We start from the raw sequence: 20561 nt of genomic DNA on the forward strand, positions 1-20561 counted from the left end.
ATGCTATATTGTAAGTAAAAATGGCTATCAAATCCATCCCCGTTCGGCAAAAGAGACATATTCGCCTTTACCAATTACAAGGTGATCAATAATACGAATATCAATCAAGTTACAAACTTGATCTATTTTTACTGTTAGCGCACGGTCAGCTTGACTTGGTTCGGCTATGCCTGAAGGGTGGTTGTGTGCCAAAATTAATGCAGCGGCATTATATTGTAATGCTCGTTTAGCGATTTCTCGAGGGTGAACTTCTACACAATTATAGGTACCGATAAACATTTCTTCTGATGAAATAACATGATTTTGGTTATCTAGAAAAATCACCATAAAAACCTCACGTTCTTTATCTGCCAAACGACTAGCTAAATAATGGTGGGTTAGTGCTGGTGAAGTCAGTGAGTTTTCATTGGATATTTTAACTTTTAGATATCGATGTGACAACTCGACAACAGCTTTTAGTTGGGTGTATTTCGCTGTGCCTAACCCCTGCTTTTTGCAAAAATCACTATGGCTTGCATTAATTAAATTATAAAAAGAACCAAACTCATTTAACAATTTTTGTGATAGTTCTAAAACAGGTAAGCCTTTGGTGCCTGTTCGTAAAAAAAGTGCAAGTAATTCTGCATCACTGAGAGTTTCAACGCCAAATTTTAACAGCTTTTCCCGTGGCATCAACGAAGCTGGTTGTGAAGACATAATGCTAAATTCCAATAATAGCAAAATCTAGATTATTAACGGAAAAATTAACAGTACAAAACAGTGTTGTAAAATATTGGGATTTATTTCACAAATTATTAAGTAATATTTTGGATATCTGGCAAATAAAAAGCGCTATATAGCGCTTTTTATCATTACATCCTAAACGACGACAACTTAGTGGCAACCGCAACCGCCATGGCCTCCGCCACAACAACCACTATCATCATCTTCATGGTCATGGCCACCACAACCGCAACCACCATGATCATGACCATGCTCACCATGAATATGACCGTGGGCTATTTCTTCTTCTGTGGCTTCACGAATAGCTAATACTTCAACGTTAAATTTTAGATCTTGTCCCGCTAGCATATGATTACCATCAATCGTGATATTATCACCATCGATAGCGGTAATTTCAACTGGTAAAGAACCATGCTCAGTATCAGCAAAAAAGCGCATACCAACTTCTAATTCATCAACACCGACAAACACATCACGAGGAACATTTTGCACAAGTGCATCATTAAAATCACCATATGCATTAATTATCTCAACTTCAAATTTATCACCAACTTGATGACTTTCTAAGGCTTTTTCAAGATCTTGTAATAAGTTTCCTGCGCCATGCAAATACTCAAGCGGAGCAGTTGCTGTTGCTTCATCAACAAGAACGCCATCTTTCGTTCTAACTTGGTATGCTATACTTACTACTGTGTTTTTTGCTATTTTCATTTTATCTCCAACGGGCTATAACGAGCAAATAAGCTGTAGATTTTAGCTGAAAAAAGATTATCTGTATGCTAATTTCTCTTTTATTTTGTAAAAATATTTTAGGAAAGTATAATGATCAAGTAGCATTATGAAAGCAATTTATTCAAATAAAATAAAAATATTGGGTATTATTCTTGATAAAGGTATTTTACTCACTTTCGATATTTAATCAGGATGAAGTGATAAATATCCCTTAATAAACAGATCTCATTCTAATATTGGCGCTAGCTAGATAATTGATATTAGAAATAGTCCAACTTTGAGATGATTTAATCGATGATCAAATAAAATTGTTTTATGAAGTTTTTTAAAATAAAAAAATTGATAGATAATTATTGTTTTTGTGGGATTCTTGTCCAATAGAAGCTATTTGAATTACTGATGAGGAGCTTTTGGCATAACGCAGTTAATTGTTTATATTATTGGCAAATAACAGCTGATTATCCTCTAAATTCTGTAATGAATTGATGCAGTATTCGAGTCAATAAGACAAGTTTAACGCTCAATATCATCCCATATAAGATGTAATCAAATAGTATTCCTTATAAATAACTAGAATAATCTCTCCCGCCAGAGGCGAGAGAGAAAAATCATAAGCTTATTTAAGCTCTAACTCATTCATTGCAGCAATACTAAACCCACCATCAACATGGATGACTTCGCCAGTAATGCCAGATGCTAGATTTGAGCATAAAAACGCAGCCGAATTGCCCACATCTTCGGTAGTAACTGTGCGACGAATTGGCGTGACTGATTCACAATGAGATAACATTTTCTTGAAGTCTTTAATGCCAGATGCTGCAAGCGTACGAATTGGTCCTGCTGAAATGGCATTAACGCGCACACCTTCTGGTCCCATGGCATTTGCCATATAACGAACATTGGCTTCTAATGATGCCTTAGCAAGGCCCATTACGTTATAGTTAGGAATCGCACGTTCAGCACCTAGATAAGAAAGAGTGACTAAAGCTGAATTTGGATTTAACATCGATCGGCATGCTTTTGCCATCGCAACAAAACTATAAGAGCTGATGTCATGCGCAATAGCAAACCCTTCACGAGTTACTGCGTTAACATAATCGCCATCTAATTGATCGCCAGGTGCAAAAGCAATAGCATGGACAAATCCGTCAAATTTATCCCAAGTTTTTGCAAGTTCTGCAAATAGTTCAGTGATGCTATCATCGTGAGCGACATCGCAAGGTAAAACGATTTTAGAACCAAAATCAGCAGCGAATTCTTCAACACGTGTTTTTAATTTATCATTTTGATAAGTAAAAGCTAATTCAGCTCCTTCACGATGCATCGCTTGTGCAATACCATAAGCAATAGAACGATTACTTGCAACACCAGTAACCAGTATGCGCTTACCTGCTAAAAATCCCATAAATTATTCCTCTAATGTTTCTACTTTAATAGATTAGGATAGTGACGATTATATGTTGATAACGGCAATTGCGCCACAATAAATTTATGTTTCGCAACTTGTTGTTATTTTATCTTGTGTTACTGTGAGTTGTTTATGTGCTTAGCCATTGACTATAATAGCTAACTATTAATTTGTTTTAAAGATGATGCAATTTGAAAAACTTAGTTAATTATAAAATGTTGCCAATTTGGGATGCGCAAAACTTACCGCCATCATTTAGCGAAAAGCACAATACCCAAGCGGGCACTTGGGCAAAATTACATATTATTGCTGGTAGTTTGGATTTTGAAATGCTAACTGAGCAAGGCGAGGTCATAAGTCGACATCACTATGATATTGAGCATCAACCACCATTTGTATTGCCTCAGCAGTGGCACCGTATTGCCAAGGTGTCAAATGACCTACAATGCCAACTCGCTTTTTATTGTCAACCCGAGGATTACACGCATAAAAAGTACCAAATGACTAAGACGCATTCTGAAGTCGTGTCAGCGTGTCAATTTATTCCTAGGGGGCGGGTGTTAGATCTTGGCTGTGGATCTGGTCGTAATTCGCTTTATCTTCAGCGGTTAGGCTTTGATGTAGAGGCGGTAGATAAATCTCAATCAAGTATTGAGAATCTACAACAAATTATTACAAACGAAAATTTGCCACGTATAAATGCTACGATTTATGATATTAACCAAGCAAACTTAAAAGGTGAATATGATCTAATTATCTCAACTGTTGTGATGATGTTTTTACAACCCGATAAAATTCCAGATATTATTCATAATATGCAACAAGTTACCCAATATGGCGGTTATAATTTAATTGTTTGCGCAATGTCAACGGATGATTACCCATGTTCTATCGGATTTTCATTCACATTTAAAAAACAAGAATTATTAAATTACTATCAAGATTGGGAGATCATAAAATATAATGAAGATATTGGCCAATTGCATAAAACAGATATTCATGGTAACCGAATAAAATTAAGGTTTGCTACACTTTTGGCGAGAAAACGATAAATATTACAGGATGAAATCCTGTAATATTAGCGCTTAGATTGTGAGCCTACGTATTGTTAACCCATGCTTAGTTGTTCACCAACAACAAACCATGTTTTACGAGAATTTAATAAATCTTGCGCTGACATCGGTTTTTTACCTGCAGGTTGTAGAAGTGTTATATTCAATGCATTTTGGCTAGTTGCAATACAAATACCATTTTTATCTGCTTTTAAAATAGTGCCTGCGGGTTGTTCTGTGTCAATTTCAACAACAGCGGCTTGCCATACCTTAATCGGCTCACCATTAATGTCAAAATAGCTAACTGGCCATGGGTTAAAAGCGCGAATACAACGTTCAAGTTGCTTAGCAGGTAAACTCCAATCAAGTTTTGCCTCCTGTTTTGAAAGTTTTTCGGCATAGGTTGCTTGTGATGAATCTTGCCTTTCTGGTTGGATTCTTCCTTCGCCGATTAAGGCTAATGTATCAAGTAGCGCTTGTGGTCCTAATTGGGCTAGTTTTTCATACAGTGATGCGCTGGTGTCGGTATGCTCAATTGGGCAAGAAAGTTTATATAACATATCACCCGTATCAAGCCCTGCGTCCATCTGCATGATAGTAACACCTGTAACTTGATCGCCAGCCCAGCAAGCACGTTGAATAGGTGCTGCACCACGCCAACGTGGTAGTAATGAACCATGCACATTCAAACAGCCTAATTTAGGCATATCAAGTACAGATTGTGGTAAAATCAGCCCGTAAGCAACAACAATCATAATATCAGCATTTAATTTTTCAATAATTTTTTGATTTTCTTCATTTTTAAGCGTTACTGGTTGATAAACAGTAATATCATGCTCAACAGCCAATTGCTTAACAGGGCTTGCTGTTAACTTATTACCACGACCAGCAGGTCGATCGGGTTGAGTAAAAACAGCAATCACATTATGATGAGACTCAATTAGCGCCTTTAGATGAGTCGCGGCAAAATCAGGTGTGCCAGCAAAAATAATATTTAATGGTTTAGTTATATGTGGCATTAGCGTTATATCCATAATTAAAAGATAATAGAAATTATACCCCAAATTTTAGCAAGAATCTTTAATCAGCAAGGAGTGATATTTATTTGTATGCTTTCGGGTGTGCTATGCTTGCTCCGCTGGTGGTTTATTCTGATGCCAAATAACAACCGTCCACAGCCGATTGGGGGGGTTAAAAATGGGATATTTGGCGCTTAAAAATCATTCAGAAAATCCATTGATTTTATTGAAGTTTTTATTTTTTTCTGGATTAAAACATGAAATGTAATTTTAAACCCAGTGAAGTGAAGGCAATAGAAAGGTAATTTATACTAGCTACGTCGCATCACCACAATTTGGTGATTGTTATGCATTATAATCATTTTTCTAGGAAGAAACGATACTCGATTTTCATATTATTACAAGCTGAAAAGAATAAAAAGAGATAGATCAATGACTCAATGAGCATTTTTTGACAATAGATTGGGAGATAAAAAAGAAATTCGAAACATAATTAATGTAAATACCCCAAACTTAGTACACAACTCACGTAGAAAATCATGCTGCTTGTTTTAGTGTTTTATACTCAATCGGTGTCATGTTATTTAATGCCTCATGCGGTCTTTCGGTGTTATAAATGGTTAGCCATTCTTCGGTTACCTTTCTTGCTTGTTCTAGATTATTAAATAGATATAAATCGAGTACTTCAGTACGATAGGTACGATTAAATCGTTCAATATAGCCATTTTGATAAGGGCTACTGGGCTGGATATAATCAATAGTTATACCATGTAATTTAGCCCAGTTGGTAAAGGTTTTTCCTGTAAATTCTGGCCCATTATCGACCCGTATTTTTAATGGATACCCATGATATTCGGCCTGTTTATCTAAGTAACGTGCTGATAAGCTTACTGTAATATCAATACCTAACGCCTCACGATTAAAGTCATCGATGACATTGAATGTCCTAAAGCGACGTTGATTACGACTACTGTCACTCATAAAATCCATTGACCAGCATTCACCTTGTTTATTGGGGACTAATAACCTTTCCGGACATCGTGGAGGAATGCGTTTTTTACGCTTTACCCTGAGATTAAGCTTTAATTCACAATACACCCGATATACCCGTTTATGATTCCATTGATAGCCGAGCTTTCTGATACGATTAAAACACTTAGGAAAGCCCCAGCGTAAATGCCGGTCTGTGATAGCATTCAACACCGAAATAATCACGGAATCATCCTGTAACTTAGATTGATAATAGTAAGCACAACGGCTTAAACCAACAATGGCACAACTCATCGTAATAGTGACTGAATGATTTTTTTGTAGTTGCTGTGCCCACGTTTTACGTGCCCCAGTTGGCACTAAAGCTTTTTTATGATTTCTTCCTGAAGCTGAGATTTTAAGCTCAGTTCGGCAAACATCTGCTTAAGCTTGCGGTTTTCCGCTTCGAGTTCTTTTAGACGTTTGATATCCGAAGTTTCCATACCGCCATATTTTTCTCGCCATTTATAGAAAGTTGAATTGCCCATACCATATTTACGGCACAGCTCTTTAACGGGAATACCCGCTTCAGCTTCTTTTAAAATAGCTACGATTTGATGTTCAGTCATTTTTTCATCATTAAATCCCCTTTTCTTTTATCATAGAGAATTTTCTACTTTTTTGCTGTACTATTTTAGGGGGTAGTTACAATAAAGAAAATACCATATTTATTGAACCCACGCCCAAGAGAAAACGGCATAAGTTTAAAAGCCAGTCTTTTTTTATTTTAAGGCGTTAAGGCGAATTGCACTTCATGGTGCAGCCTAGAAAAATAAAATCAATGGTTTTTCTGACTGTTTTTTAGTGCAAATGCCTTGTTTTCAACTGGCCAACCTATTAGCCTTGCTCTGCAAGCGTTGCTTGAACAATCCGCAATGCATCAAAAGTTTCTTTAACATCGTGTACACGAATAATTTGGGCTCCTTTCATGGCTGCAATTACGGCACATGAAACACTGCCGAGAGTACGTTCTTGTGGCGGTACATTTAATACTTGCCCAATCATCGATTTTCGAGACATGCCAACCAATAAGGGTAAGTTGAAATGATGGAACTTTTCAAGCATTGCTAATAGGCGGTAATTATGGGCTAGCGTTTTGCCAAATCCAAAACCAGGATCGAGTATGATTTTTTCTCGAGCAATACCGGCATTTAAGCAACGATCTATATGCTTTGCAAAAAATAGGTCGACTTCTTGATATATGTCTTGCTGGTAGTGTGGTGCATTTTGCATGGTTTTAGGATCGCCTTGCATGTGCATAATGCAAACAGGTAACCCTGTTTGTGCAGCGGCTTCAATAGCGCCAGGCTCTGTAAGGGCTCGAATATCATTGATTAGGTGAGCGCCTGCTTTAGCAGATTCTGTCATGACTTGTGGTTTTGAGGTATCAACCGATATCCAGACATCAAAATAACGAGCAATTTTTTCAACGAGTGGGATAACACGGTTAAGCTCTTCATCAACGGAAACCTCGGTTGCACCTGGGCGTGTTGATTCGCCACCTACGTCAATAAATGTTGCTCCAGCTTGAATCATGCTATCAACCCGGCGCATGGCATCATCAAGATTGTTATAAGTCCCACCGTCAGAAAACGAGTCTGGCGTCATATTTATAATGCCCATAACTTGTGGGAATGAAAGATCCATCACTTGATTTTTAAAATGTATTTCCATGATTAAAAGCCTTATAGGGTTAGTGTTAATAATGCAATAATTTAAATGGCATTGAGACTTATCAACTAGGTTGAGTTAAATTTTTAGCTTGCTTGTTGTTTTATTCAGGTAAATTTACTTATCATCTATTTTTATTTTACCGATAAAAAACGCGCCGTAGCGCGTTATATTTTATTTGAGCTTATTAACCTTTTGATTGAGGCGGTATGTCGCTTCCTTCATTGGGTATTTTGCTTGCTGCATGTTCGTCACTTTCAGTCCAATCATCAGGCGCTGTAATCGGGCGACGAGCAATTAAATCTGCAACTTGTTTTGCTCCAATGGTTTCATACTTCATTAGCGCATCTTTCATTGCATGAAGGATATCGATATTGTCAGTTAATATTTGACGAGCTCGTTGATAATTACGATCGATAATGGCTTTGACTTCTTCGTCGATAATTCTCGCTGTTTCGTCAGAAATATCTTTAGGTCGGCCGTATGAATTATCATCATTTTCGTAAAATAATGGGCCTAAGCGTTCAGAAAACCCCCATTGTGTTACCATTGCTCGTGCATATTGTGTGGCAACTTTTATATCATTTGAGGCACCAGTAGAAATTTTATTGGCACCGTAGATGAGTTCTTCTGCAAGTCGTCCTCCATAAAGAGTTGCAATATCGCCTTCCAGTTTTTCGCGACTTTCACTAACTCGATCGCCTTCAGGTAAGAAAAAGGTTACACCCAGTGCGCGCCCACGTGGAATAATGGTGACTTTATGGATAGGATCATGATCAGGCATTAAGTAGCCAATAATGGCATGTCCTGCTTCATGATAAGCGGTTGAAATAAGTTGCTCTTGAGTCATGGTTAATGAACGTCTTTCCGTGCCCATGTTAATCTTATCTTTAGCTTCTTCAAATTCATCCATTGTGACCACACGCTTATTGCGACGCGCAGCAAATAAAGCCGCTTCATTGACTAAATTCGCTAATTCTGCACCAGAATAACCCGGCGTTCCACGCGCTAGTACCGATAAATCAACATCAGATCCTAGAGGCACTTTACGCACATGCACTGCAAGAATTTGTTCTCGGCCTTTCATATCTGGTAAGCCAATTTGTACTTGGCGGTCAAAACGACCTGGACGGAGTAAGGCTGGATCTAAAATATCGGCTCGGTTGGTTGCTGCAATGATAATGATGCCACTATTGGCTTCAAAACCATCCATTTCAACTAGCATTTGGTTTAATGTTTGTTCACGTTCATCATGCCCGCCCATTGAACCTGCACCACGTTTTCGGCCTACAGCGTCAATTTCGTCAATAAAGATGATACAAGGCGCATGTTTGCGAGCTTGTTCAAATAGATCTCGGACACGTGATGCCCCCACACCAACAAACATTTCAACAAAGTCTGAACCTGACATGCTGAAAAAAGGCACCTTGGCTTCGCCAGCGATTGCTTTTGCTAGTAATGTTTTACCTGTACCTGGAGGTCCAACCATTAAAATACCTTTTGGAATTCGTCCACCTAGTTTTTGGTATTTACCTGGATCTCGTAAAAAATCGACCACTTCAGTGACTTCCTGTTTTGCCTCTTCACTGCCCGCAACGTCGATAAATTTGGTCTTAACTTGGTCTGGTGTTAGCATTTTGGCTTTGCTTTTGCCAACTGACATTGGGCCACCTCTACCACCACCTTGCATTTGGCGCATCATAAAGAGCCAGAACCCAATAAGTAAAATGATAGGGAACCAAGAAATAAATATGCTCATTATTAAACTTGGTCTTTCATCAGGTGCACCATAGACAGGTACTTTGTTGGCTAACAAGTCATCCATTAGTTTTTCATCTAAATACGGGATGTAAGTAACGTAGTTGCCTTTATTTTTGGTTGTGGCAATAATTTCACGTCCTTTAATATGCACTTCTTGGAGATTACCAGCTGTGATATCGGAATTAAATTGGGTATAATTGACTTGAGGCCCGCTATTAGATATTGAACTGAATTGATTAAATACAGTAATCAATACTACAGCAATAACTCCCCAGATCAGTAAATTCTTTACCATGTCGTTCAAAAGAAAAACCTCTCATAAAAATTAACAGTTACGACTAAATTTAACGAAGTATGGTACTACAAAATTATACAACTGGCTACTTCATCCCCATTGCAACAATATAAACTTCTCGAGACCTAGCTCGCGAAGCCTCTGGCTTACGAATTTTGACTGTTTTAAACATCAAACGTACTTGTTTTAGGTATTCTTCAAATCCTTCACCTTGAAACACTTTGACAATAAAATTACCATTAGGCGCAAGCACATCTCTACACATCTCTAATGCAAGCTCTACTAAATACATGGCTCTGGGGATGTCAACAGCGGGTTGCCCGCTCATATTTGGCGCCATATCTGACATGACAACCTGAACTTTTTCTTCACCAACTCGTTCGAGCAACGCTTTTAGAACGGCTTCGTCCCGAAAATCACCTTGCAAAAAGTCAACACCTACAATGGGATCCATTGGTAACAAATCACAAGCAATAATGCGACCTTTGTTACCTATAAGTGATGCAACATATTGTGACCAACCACCAGGAGCTGCACCTAAATCAACAACGGTAATACCTGGTTTGAATAATTTGTCACTTTTTTGTATTTCTTCAAGTTTAAACCACGCTCGAGATCGTAGCCCTTTTTTTTGCGCTTGTTGTACAAAGCGATCATTAAAATGCTCATTGAGCCAACGTGTTGAGCTTGCAGAGCGTTTTTTGTTACTCACTGCGAATAAATCCTTAATCTAAAGAGGTCACTTTATTGATTACAAATATATATAAGGGTAGAATAACAAAATTGCAACTTAATATGATAAAAAATTTAATGAATTTATCGAATAAACAAAAACAGTACTTAAAAGGCGAAGCCCATCATTTAAAACCTATTGTCATGATTGGTGCTAACGGGTTTACCGAAGGTGTACTTGCCGAAATTGACAATGCCTTAAATTTCCATGAATTAATTAAAATTAAGGTTTCTGCTGAAGATCGTGAAACTAAAAAGCTTATTTGCGATGCCATTATTCGTGAAACCAAGGCTTTGCCAGTGCAATTGGTGGGTTCTAATTTTACTATTTTTAGACCAAGTGAAGATAAGAAAATCACTTTACCTAAATAAATACGACAACAGGGCTATCAGCCCTGTTTGTTATTTATAATGTATTGAAGATTAGATATATTCCACTTTAATAATATCAAATTCCACATCACCACCTGGCGTTTTAATTTGTACTGTATCGCCATCTTCTTTGCCGATTAAACCTCTAGCAATCGGTGAATTGACTGAAATAAGATTTTGCCTGTAATCTGCCTCATCATCACCTACGATACGATAGGTTGTTTCTTCGTCTGTTTCTACATTGATAACGGTTACTGTTGCACCAAAAATAATACGCCCAGTATTTTTTACTTTAGTTATGTCAATAATTTGTGCTTGTGAAAGTTTGCCTTCAATTTCTTGAATACGGCCTTCACAAAAGCCCTGCTGTTCTCTTGCGGCATGGTATTCAGCATTTTCTTTTAAATCGCCGTGAGCTCTTGCTTCAGCTATGGCTGCTGTTATTTGTGGTCTTTTGACATTTTTGAGCTCTTCAAGTTCGGCTCGTAATAATTCAGCTCCCTTAACCGTCATTGGGATTTGTTTCATCTAGGTATCTCCCGTTTTTACTTATAGTAAATAAAAATAACTCTCCCTTATCTTAATCAAAGAAGGGGAAAGTGAGTTGTTCAGTTATTATTTAAAAACATATAATGAAAGTTTATATCTTAACTGTAAAACCAACTTAACCACAAATCATTTATACGCAATGAGGTGCTATTTTGGTTAAAATCAGTTATCGTAATGCAATTATTCATAGTTCATTATAACAATTAAATTTATTTATGCGACGATTACGATTTTATATCATCATTTTTCTATTCATTTTTTGGCTTTTAGTTTTGTTGTCTTATTTTGTTGTGCAAACCTCTTTTGGCGCTAAAGTAGTTAGTCAGCAATTATCTAGATTAAGTTCTTATACAATTTCAATCGGCAACGTTCATCATTCGTTTTCAAATTTCTATGAATTGGCTTTTGATGAAGTTGTGGTGAGCGATAATAAGCAAGAATTTATTCATATTCCTAAATTAGTGATAGGATTGGATAAAAGCAATCTTTGGCAATTATCCCACTTTAATTATATTACCATTATTAACGGTGTGGTTGCTGATACTCACTTTGGCCACTATGCCTTTTCAAGCAATACGCTAAAATTTGTTAATTCAAACGTTGATGTACTGGTCAATAATGGAAAAGACAAACTTTCATTCAATAAAATTAATGGGGGCATTCAACCTTTTATTTCATCGGGAGCAGGTCAGTATCAATTTGATTTTTCTTCACAAGATGTTTTAGTGAATCAAATTCCAATAAAATCACTACTTATTCAAGGGTTCCATCGCGATGGTGTTACAACGATTACTAATTTAGGTGGAAATATTCATAATGGCTTTTTTGTGAGTAAATTAAAAGTACTTGCTGATAATAGTTTGAATATTGATCAATTAAAGTTACATAATATCAATTTTCAATCAACAGATGACGTGTTTTGGAGCAACTATTCCCATATTTTGCCAAAATTAACTATTAAGCAATTATCAATACTTGAAAGTAGTATACAATTGCCTCATTTTTTAATTGAGAAAGGCAATATTGAAGCAACCAATCTTTGTTATGATGATAAATGGCGTTTTGAGCAAAGTTCTTTTACTTTTAATGCTGATAATGTTGTTTTACATGAGCAGTCATTTTCGTCGGTATTGGTTCAATTATCATCCGATAATCAAGCAGTGACGATTCAAAAAGCGTTAGCGAAATGGAATAAAGGCAGTATAAATTTTTCTGGAAAATGGAAAGATAATGACCTACAGCTAGAGAAATTAACATTAGCCGATATCAATTATGACGTTCCTGAAAAATTTGAGCTACCCGTGTTACCCGATATTTTTAAGCATATTATAGTTGATAAGCTTGATATTTTACAAAGTTTAATAATTAGAAAATACAGTGATTTCCCGTTTAGCCTATATAATTTTCAAGCTTCAGGTTCAAATGTTGTTTTAGCTGAAAATCAAAAATTAGGCATATTTTCAGGCACTGTGTTTTTTAAATCAGAAAAAGGTTCGTTCAATAAAATTGATATTCGTTATCCAGATCTGGTTCTAAAATTTGATTCTCAACATCATGCTTTATTAACTTTTGGCTCTTTAGTTGATAGTGGCATGATCGAATCCCAAGTGGATATTGATCTGTTGCAAAATGAACCGTTATCTTTGAAATTTAATGCATATAATATCACCAGTTCGTTGTTAGAAGACTGGAAATTGGTAAAGCAACCTCCAACAGCGATAAATTATTCAGCTAATTTACATGGACAATTTCGACCATTTAGCTTTGCAGGGGTGTTTTCGACAAACGAGGGAAATGATTATATTATCAATCTTGAGCATTGATTTTTATAAAAGCATCGTTATATAACTGGTTAAGATGTATAAGATGCGCTTTCTATGTGTGTTTGAGTGTGAAAGCTCAACAATTAGTATGATATGAGGGTGTTATTTTGCTTGTAAGATTAGATAAATGGCTTTGGGCTGCAAGATTTTATAAGTCTCGCTCATTAGCTCGAGAAATGGTTGAAGGTGGTAAGGTACATTATAATGGTCAGCGCTCTAAACCAAGTAAAATTGTTGAAGTTGGGGCCATTTTAACGCTTCGCCAGGGTTTGGATCAAAAAACAATTCAAATTTTAGCTATTAGCGAGCAACGAAAAACTGCTACTGAAGCTCAACAACTTTATCTAGAAACTGCCGATAGTATTGTTAAACGAGAAGCAATGGCACAAGCACGTAAACTCAATGCATTGACAATGCCGCATCCCGATAGAAGACCTGATAAAAAGGAGCGGCGCGATTTGATTAAATTTAAATACAATAGGCAACAAGGTGACAACAATTAATATGGATACTTTAAATCGTTTTTTATTTGATAATCATCCGATTCGTGGTGAAATTACCCGTCTTGAGCAGACGTATGAAGCGATTTTAGATAATCATTCATACCCAATTGCGGTACAAAAATTACTTGGTGAATTGTTGGTTGTAACCAGTTTATTAACCGCAACACTAAAATTTGAAGGTGATATTGCTGTGCAGTTGCAGGGGGATGGCGCTTTATCTTTAGCGGTAGTGAATGGTAATGATCAACAACAGTTACGTGGTGTTGCTCGAGTTAACGGCGAGATCGCTGATAATGCGACGCTTAAAGATATGGTAGGTAATGGTTATGTTGTTATCACTATCACACCAAAACACGGTGAGCGTTATCAAGGAATTGTCGGCTTAGAAAAAGATACGCTTATTGGTTGTATCGAAAACTATTTTATGCAATCGGAACAACTGCCAACGCGCTTATTTGTCAAAACGGGAGCGTATAATAATAAGCCAATGGCAGCAGGCATTTTATTGCAAGTTTTGCCCGCTCATGAAAACACCTATGAATCATTTGAGCATCTTAGTGCATTAACTGAGACAATGACTAGCGATGAGCTGTTTCAGCTTCCTACTGATGAGATTTTATACCGCCTATATAATCAAGAAGACGTACGCCTTTTTGAAACACAGGATATTATTTTTAAGTGCGGATGTTCACGCCAACGTTGCGAGAATAGCTTAATGACCTTACCAAATAATGAAGTTGATGAAATTCTAGCTGAACAGGGCGGTAAAATTGATATTCATTGTGATTATTGCGGAAAGCATTATTTATTTGATTCAATCGATATTGCCGAAATGAGAAGCAAACATAACTTTAGTTATCATTGATATTGCAGATAAAAAGAACCACTAAAACTTATAAAGTTTTAGTGGCAAAGTGAAATATAGGGAAATTAAACCCGCATTTAGTCTATCAGAATTGGCAAAAGATACCAATTTTTTTAACAGTTTCATGTAATTTTTTATTAAAGACACTGATAAACCTGCTTTTCATTAATAAAAATTTAGAATAAAGAACATATTTGATCTAAATTTTTGTCTAACTAACATATATTATCTATATAGATATCTTCAACAAGAGCGTGTTGATTACTGATCTTCCATTTAATATTAAAATGGTAAAGCGTCAGTCCATAGGTTTGTTCATTAATTTTTTTTTGTTTGTAGGCAGGCCTTGGATCTTGAGAAATAACTTGGGTAATGAGCTCAGTGAGCTGAGGATAATCCTGTTTTTGTAAATCTAAAATTAATTGTGCTTTTTGTGAAAATGTAACAGTTAGCTTTTCTTCTGGTGTAGATTGTGCGTATCCTGCAAATGCATCTGAATGGCTGTCACAATAAGGAATATAAGGCTTGATATCAATAATTGGTGTGCCATCGACTAAATCTAGGCTACCTAGTTTTAAAATGACCTGTTTATTTTCAACAAGGATGTCTTTTAATTCAACAGCAGAAAGCCCTATATGGTTAGGTCTAAATGGTGAACGTGTCGCAAATACTCCCATTGTTTTATTGCCGCCTAAACGCGGAGGGCGTACGGTTAATCTCCATTTTTCAGGAGCAATATGGTGAAATAGGAATAATAGCCATAAATGTGAAAACTGTTCCAGCCCTTTAACACTGACGGGATCATTGTAAGGCGCTAATAAGTAAAGCTCGCCTTGTCCTGCGTTAACTAAATTAGGTTGTCTTGGCACAGCAAATTTTTCACTATAAGGGGAACGGATTATGCCGATTGGCTTTATTTGATATGTCATTGTTTATTGATTTATAGAAAATTTTTAAGTGGATTGGTTTATGTTCTTTATGCTAATCGTTTTCATGCTAATAGCTTTTATGCTAATAGCTTTCCGCCGATAACAGAAGCCGGCGGAATTGATAGTAATAAGTATTTATTGTAAGTTATTACCAACCGCGAATAGCGCCACCATTAAAGATTTGGTTAGCTTTTTCTGCCACTGCGTCAGTTTGGTATGCTTTAACAAAGTTTTTTATGCTTTCATTCTCTTTGTCAGCTTCACGAGAAACAATAATGTTAACATAAGGGGATTCTTTATCTTCTACAAAAATACCATCTTTACTTGGTGTTAAGTTGGCTTGCCCTGCAAAGGCGTTATTGATAATTGCAAGATCAACTTGAGCATCATCTAATGAACGTGGCAACATTGGTGCTTCAAGTTCAACGATCTTATAGTTGTAAGGATTGCTAGTGATATCAAGTACAGTAGGCAATAAACCTTTAGATTTATCAACTGTAATCATGCCTTCATGTTGTAATAATAATAACGCTCGTCCTAAGTTGGTTGGGTCATTAGGAATGGCAATAGTTGAATTAGCTGGAATAAAGAAGGTTTCACCGCGTGGTGATGTCACTTTTACACCTTCACCTGTTTCTGTTGATTCTTCAATCGGTTTTAATTTGCGAGAATAGCTTGAAATTGGATAAACAAATGAGTTTCCAACAACAGCTAATTTATAGCCACGTTCTTTTATTTGCTCATCTAAATAAGGCTTATGTTGGAACGCGTTTACTTCAATTAAGCCATCATTTAATGCTTGGTTTGGTGTAACGTAATCGTTAAAAATAACTAGTTCAACGTCTAAATTATAAAGATCTTTTGCTTGTTGTTTAGCTACTTCGGCAACCTCTTGTTCAGGACCAGAAATCACTCCTACTTTGATAGAACTTACTTTAGCAGGCTCTGCTGATTTGTTATCTGTTGTAGCTGGTTGTTTATTATTATCACAGCCAGTTAAAAAAAATGCACTTACCAATGTGCTAATAAGTACTAGCTTTTTAATAGACATATATTTCTCCCAAAATTAATGATGTGTAACTCGTTTAACAATCCTATTGCCAATAAATTGAATAATAAAGACAATAATAATTAATATAACCAAAACAGTATTCATTATAGCAGGCTTGTAGCCGTTGTAACCATATTGAATAGCTAGTTGTCCAAGACCTCCAGCGCCAACGGCTCCGGCCATCGCAATGTATCCTGTCAAAGTAATTAAGGTAATCGTCATGCTATTAACAATTACAGGTAATGATTCAGGTAATAAAACCTTATATATAATTTGAAATGGTGTTGCTCCCATTGAGCGAGCCGCCTCAATTAACCCTTTAGGTACATCTAACAATGCATTTTCAATCATGCGTGCAATTAATGGCGATACACCAATACTTAACGGTACTACAGCTGCTTGTTTACCTATAAAGGTTCCCATTAACAACGTGGTAAAAGGAATAATCCATACAATTAGTATAATGAACGGAATAGAACGAAATATATTAGTAATAAATGAAATAGCACTATTAGTTATATAGCAATCTAAGATCTGCCCTTTGCGTGTTGTATAAAGCAATATTCCAATAGGTAATCCAATCACTGTTCCCCAAAAACCCGATAGAAAGATCATATAAAGGGTTTCATCAGTGGCTTGTGCCATTTTCAATAGCATAGCTTGATTAAAACCATTGTATGATGAACAAAAAGCAACAAAGTCACCCCAAAAGCTGTATTGGGATAAATAATGAAATAGTGATTCGAAAGGTTTAAAGGAAGGAATAAAATCAAACATAGCCGAGAACCTCTACTTGGGTATTATTTTTTATTAAAAATTGAATTGCTGGTGCCATACTTTTCGGGTTCCCTTTCATTTCTGCTAGCATTAAGCCAAATTTAACCCCCCCTGCATAATCCATTTGTGCACTAATAATATTACTATCAATTTCAAATTCTTTAGCAATTTGCGATAACAAGGGGGAGTCGACAGAAACTCCCGTAAACTCTAAACGTACTAAAGGATTGAGCCCTTCTTTTGGCTCAGGTGATAGCCTTGTTAAATAATCATCAGGGATATTAAGATGCAAGGTTGATTGAATAAATTGTCGTGCAATATCTGTTTTTGCATGTGAGAACATTTCACCTACCGATGATTGTTCAACCAATTCTCCATTGCTGATCACTGCTACTTGATCACAAATTTGTTTTACTACATCCATTTCATGTGTGATTAATAAAATGGTTAGTCCTAATTTTTGGTTGATATCTTTTAATAATGCCAAAATTGAACGAGTGGTTTCAGGATCAAGGGCACTTGTTGCTTCATCGCATAATAAAACTTTGGGCTCACTTGCTAAAGCTCGGGCAATGGCAACACGTTGTTTTTGACCGCCAGACAAATTGGAAGGATAAGCATCGGCTTTTTCAGCTAAGCCAACTAATTCAATTAATTCATTAACCTTTTGCTTGATTTTTGATTTTGGGGTTTGGCTTAATTCAAGAGGAAATGCAATATTATCAAATACTGTCCGTGAAGAAAGTAAGTTGAAGTGTTGAAAAATCATGCTTATCTTTTGACGTATTTTGATTAACTTTCTATTTGATAGATGTGTTATTTCTTGATTATCAAAAAAAATTTTACCACTAGTCGGTTTTTCTAGAAGATTAACACAACGAATAAGTGTGCTTTTTCCTGCCCCTGATTTACCGATAACACCATAAATTTTTCCTTGAGGAACATGTATTGTAATGTCTTTTAATGCATGAATTGGCGTTTTATTATGTTCGAATATTTTCGAAATATGTTGTAACTGTATCATAATATATAAAAATAAAATGTGAATAGGCGAATATTAAGACGTCTAGACATCTAAGTCAATCGATAATATGCTATGCGAAGTAGAGCAATACCTAAATTAAAAGGAAAAGAGTCAATATGAAACCAGCTATTTTTTTAGATCGAGATGGTACTATTAATGTAGATTATAATTATGTGCATACCATTGATAAATTTCATTTCATTGATGGTGTTATTGATGCGATGCAAGAGCTCAAGAAAATGGGTTTTTTGTTAGTCATCACAACAAACCAATCAGGTATTGCCCGAAACATATTTACTGAAGAACAATTTCACACGTTGACAGAATGGATGGATTGGTCACTACAAGATCGCGGTGTTGATTTAGATGGTGTGTATTATTGCCCTCATGATCCGTTAATTGATAACTGTGAATGTCGCAAACCAAGTCCCGGTATGATTCAAACAGCAGCCAAAGAACTAAAAATTGATATTGCTAATTCCTATATGGTTGGGGATAGAGTGTCTGATTTATTGTCGGGTAAAAAAGCGGGTGTTAAAAAAACCGTATTAGTAAAAACGGGTGATACCATAACAGAAGAAGCATTAGAACAAGCTGATTGGGTTATTGATAGTTTGGCTGATCTGCCAAAAAGAATAAAAAACCAATCTTGATTGTGGTTTTAACTAATACAGTGTTTAGATTAAACGCTGTATTAAAGTGATACTTTTAAGTCTTAGTGAGGCAATGGTTAATCCAATAAAACAGGCACTAATAAAAGTAACAACAGTTATACCTAGCTGATTTATAGAAAAAGAATAGCTGCCAAATATAAAAATAAGCAAAGTAATAAGTACTATTAAGCTCCAATATGGAAAATCAACTTTATCCTGTTTAGATGTTACAATTGGTAAATAATAAATAGTCCCACCAAACTCATACCGATTAATGAACTACCATGTTGTAATAATTTATAAATTGGAATTTCCATTTTCCCTATATTAACAGTATCTTGTAATAAACTGAAAGTTGAACAAAGCACCCCCCCCAATGCTGACAGCAATATTTATTCCAGTTGAAAGTTAAATAATTAGCAAATCGCCTATAAAAGAAATTAGGTAAATTTTTAATTAAAGTATTTCGGACAATAAAATGAAAAATATAAGTCATAACTAGGGTCATTGATAAATCAAATAAAAATATACCAGCTAGACTATGACTTAAAGTGCTTTTTACCTCCATTCTTAAGAAGTATTCAAAATCGGGCGCCATACTATCAATAATTAAAGTCGTCATAGAAAATAGGTGGGGTTTCTTATATAGAGGTAATATGATAGCAGGATGAGCGAATGTAAAAGGCATTTTTTATTCTAAGTTAATAAAGTGTTTTAATTTGAAGTTATTTTGTCTGTTATAAAAAATATAATTAACTAGCAAAGATATTAAAATTTGCATTTACAATAACTAACTTTAGTTTGTTTTTAGCTCATCTTGAATAAAAAAAACGCAAACAAGAATAAAATGCACAATAACCCCTTGCGCGAATTTTTAAAGTCCCTATAATGCGCATCCACTGACACGGCGTCAGCGAAAAGCTGGGGCGAGTTAGTGAAAAATTAAGATCAAAAATTTTGAAAAAAGATCTTGACGAATAAAAAAGGTTAGCGTAGTATACGCAACCCTTGAGACAGCGAAGTAAATTAACAAAAAGTTGATTGATTTAAAAAAGCTGTTAGCTCTTTAAAAATAAGAAACAGACAATCTGTGTGGGCACTTGCGAGACAAAAGATTAAAGTCTACGGACTAAAAAATTAAGTCTTGATAAGTGACACTGAAGATTCATTTGAATATGTCAGAGACAGTTATTGAGCATCAAACTTTAAATTGAAGAGTTTGATCATGGCTCAGATTGAACGCTGGCGGCAGGCTTAACACATGCAAGTCGAACGGTAACATGAGTGCTTGCACTTGATGACGAGTGGCGGACGGGTGAGTAAGGTATGGGGATCTGCCGAATGGAAGGGGACAACAGTTGGAAACGACTGCTAATACCGTATAAAGTTGAGAGACCAAAGCATGGGACCTTCGGGCCATGCGCCATTTGATGAACCCATATGGGATTAGCTAGTAGGTGGGGTAAGGGCTCACCTAGGCGACGATCTCTAGCTGGTCTGAGAGGATGGCCAGCCACACTGGAACTGAGACACGGTCCAGACTCCTACGGGAGGCAGCAGTGGGGAATATTGCACAATGGGGGGAACCCTGAT

Annotated in this window: 19 protein-coding genes, 1 rRNA gene and 1 pseudogene; 7 read left to right on the forward strand and 14 right to left on the reverse strand. The window is 36.2% G+C overall.

The annotated features are described in order from the left end of the window. Positions 1 to 27: 27 nt before the first annotated feature. From radC to fabI, 3 genes are all read right to left on the reverse strand, one after another. Positions 28 to 696 carry a RadC family protein gene (radC, locus tag A9G47_RS08790; protein WP_065567147.1) on the reverse strand — a complete coding sequence of 223 codons (669 nt, stop codon included), beginning with the start codon at positions 694 to 696 and terminating at the stop codon, positions 28 to 30. Positions 697 to 873: 177 nt separating this feature from the next. Then, on the reverse strand, positions 874 to 1434 hold the full coding sequence (gene slyD, locus A9G47_RS08795) for a peptidylprolyl isomerase (protein WP_065567146.1): 561 nt from the start codon (positions 1432 to 1434) through the stop codon (positions 874 to 876). A gap of 637 nt (positions 1435 to 2071) precedes the next feature. After that, positions 2072 to 2860: an enoyl-ACP reductase FabI gene (gene fabI / locus A9G47_RS08800; protein WP_065567144.1), complete on the reverse strand. Its 789-nt coding sequence runs from the start codon at positions 2858 to 2860 to the stop codon at positions 2072 to 2074. A gap of 194 nt (positions 2861 to 3054) precedes the next feature. On the opposite strand from fabI, the gene tehB reads away from it, so the two are divergent. Continuing rightward, complete coding sequence (gene tehB, locus A9G47_RS08805) at positions 3055 to 3915, forward strand: SAM-dependent methyltransferase TehB (RefSeq protein WP_065567143.1); 861 nt, start codon at positions 3055 to 3057, stop codon at positions 3913 to 3915. Between the two features lie 56 nt (positions 3916 to 3971). On the opposite strand, the gene fmt is transcribed toward tehB, so the two are convergent. The 5 genes from fmt to rlmE all read right to left on the reverse strand — a co-directional run bounded on the left by fmt (position 3972) and on the right by rlmE (position 10402). Then, the gene (fmt, locus tag A9G47_RS08810; RefSeq protein WP_065642710.1) at positions 3972 to 4925 is read right to left on the reverse strand and encodes a methionyl-tRNA formyltransferase; all 954 of its coding nucleotides are present in this window, start codon (positions 4923 to 4925) and stop codon (positions 3972 to 3974) included. Positions 4926 to 5471: 546 nt separating this feature from the next. Continuing rightward, a protein-coding gene (locus A9G47_RS08815; RefSeq protein ID WP_442903246.1) for an IS3 family transposase occupies positions 5472 to 6532 on the reverse strand; the annotation gives its coding sequence in 2 pieces (ribosomal slippage) (positions 5472 to 6289 and positions 6289 to 6532; 1062 coding nt in all). A gap of 268 nt (positions 6533 to 6800) precedes the next feature. Beyond that, positions 6801 to 7637: a dihydropteroate synthase gene (gene folP / locus A9G47_RS08825; protein ID WP_065642705.1), complete on the reverse strand. Its 837-nt coding sequence runs from the start codon at positions 7635 to 7637 to the stop codon at positions 6801 to 6803. Positions 7638 to 7821: 184 nt separating this feature from the next. After that, positions 7822 to 9690 carry an ATP-dependent zinc metalloprotease FtsH gene (gene ftsH / locus A9G47_RS08830; protein WP_255309212.1) on the reverse strand — a complete coding sequence of 623 codons (1869 nt, stop codon included), beginning with the start codon at positions 9688 to 9690 and terminating at the stop codon, positions 7822 to 7824. A gap of 85 nt (positions 9691 to 9775) precedes the next feature. Next, a complete protein-coding gene (gene rlmE / locus A9G47_RS08835) occupies positions 9776 to 10402 on the reverse strand; it encodes a 23S rRNA (uridine(2552)-2'-O)-methyltransferase RlmE (protein ID WP_065566576.1) in 627 nt (208 codons plus the stop codon). 98 nt (positions 10403 to 10500) lie between these two features. On the opposite strand from rlmE, the gene yhbY reads away from it, so the two are divergent. Then, positions 10501 to 10794: a ribosome assembly RNA-binding protein YhbY gene (gene yhbY / locus A9G47_RS08840; protein ID WP_065566588.1), complete on the forward strand. Its 294-nt coding sequence runs from the start codon at positions 10501 to 10503 to the stop codon at positions 10792 to 10794. A gap of 51 nt (positions 10795 to 10845) precedes the next feature. Here the strand turns inward: yhbY and greA are convergent, their stop codons facing one another. Then, positions 10846 to 11322 (reverse strand): transcription elongation factor GreA, encoded by a 477-nt coding sequence (gene greA / locus A9G47_RS08845; RefSeq protein ID WP_065566577.1) that lies wholly within the window; start codon positions 11320 to 11322, stop codon positions 10846 to 10848. A 296-nt stretch (positions 11323 to 11618) separates the two neighbouring features. Between greA and A9G47_RS08850 the strand changes: the two genes are divergently transcribed. The 3 genes from A9G47_RS08850 (at position 11619) to hslO (ending at position 14534) form a co-directional block, all read left to right on the forward strand. Continuing rightward, positions 11619 to 13166: a hypothetical protein gene (locus A9G47_RS08850; protein ID WP_141674844.1), complete on the forward strand. Its 1548-nt coding sequence runs from the start codon at positions 11619 to 11621 to the stop codon at positions 13164 to 13166. A 107-nt stretch (positions 13167 to 13273) separates the two neighbouring features. Further along, on the forward strand, positions 13274 to 13669 hold the full coding sequence (gene hslR / locus A9G47_RS08855) for a ribosome-associated heat shock protein Hsp15 (protein WP_218057004.1): 396 nt from the start codon (positions 13274 to 13276) through the stop codon (positions 13667 to 13669). Between the two features lies 1 nt (position 13670). Continuing rightward, entirely contained in the window at positions 13671 to 14534 is an 864-nt protein-coding gene (gene hslO, locus A9G47_RS08860; RefSeq protein WP_065642706.1) for an Hsp33 family molecular chaperone HslO, read from the forward strand. Positions 14535 to 14749: 215 nt separating this feature from the next. On the opposite strand, the gene tsaA is transcribed toward hslO, so the two are convergent. From tsaA to metN, 4 genes are all read right to left on the reverse strand, one after another. Then, positions 14750 to 15463, reverse strand: a complete 714-nt coding sequence (gene tsaA, locus A9G47_RS08865; protein ID WP_065566581.1) for a tRNA (N6-threonylcarbamoyladenosine(37)-N6)-methyltransferase TrmO — start codon at positions 15461 to 15463, stop codon at positions 14750 to 14752. Positions 15464 to 15611: 148 nt separating this feature from the next. Next, positions 15612 to 16514, reverse strand: a complete 903-nt coding sequence (gene metQ, locus A9G47_RS08870) for a methionine ABC transporter substrate-binding lipoprotein MetQ (protein WP_065642707.1) — start codon at positions 16512 to 16514, stop codon at positions 15612 to 15614. A 15-nt stretch (positions 16515 to 16529) separates the two neighbouring features. After that, positions 16530 to 17171, reverse strand: coding sequence for a methionine ABC transporter permease (locus A9G47_RS08875; protein WP_065566589.1), 642 nt, complete (start codon positions 17169 to 17171; stop codon positions 16530 to 16532). Between the two features lie 112 nt (positions 17172 to 17283). Further along, positions 17284 to 18315, reverse strand: a complete 1032-nt coding sequence (gene metN, locus A9G47_RS08880) for a methionine ABC transporter ATP-binding protein MetN (protein ID WP_065566583.1) — start codon at positions 18313 to 18315, stop codon at positions 17284 to 17286. Positions 18316 to 18431: 116 nt separating this feature from the next. Here metN and gmhB point away from each other — a divergent pair, with 116 nt between their 5' ends. After that, positions 18432 to 18968: a D-glycero-beta-D-manno-heptose 1,7-bisphosphate 7-phosphatase gene (gene gmhB, locus A9G47_RS08885; RefSeq protein WP_065566584.1), complete on the forward strand. Its 537-nt coding sequence runs from the start codon at positions 18432 to 18434 to the stop codon at positions 18966 to 18968. 227 nt (positions 18969 to 19195) lie between these two features. Here gmhB and A9G47_RS14990 read toward each other — a convergent pair. Beyond that, positions 19196 to 19656: pseudogene (locus tag A9G47_RS14990) on the reverse strand (DUF4184 family protein). Positions 19657 to 20175: 519 nt separating this feature from the next. On the opposite strand from A9G47_RS14990, the gene A9G47_RS08895 reads away from it, so the two are divergent. After that, positions 20176 to 20561 (forward strand): 16S ribosomal RNA (locus A9G47_RS08895); the annotation flags it as partial.

Origin of the sequence: Gilliamella sp. WF3-4, assembly GCF_001690275.1 — a bacterium.
GTDB lineage: Bacteria > Pseudomonadota > Gammaproteobacteria > Enterobacterales > Orbaceae > Gilliamella > Gilliamella apicola_C.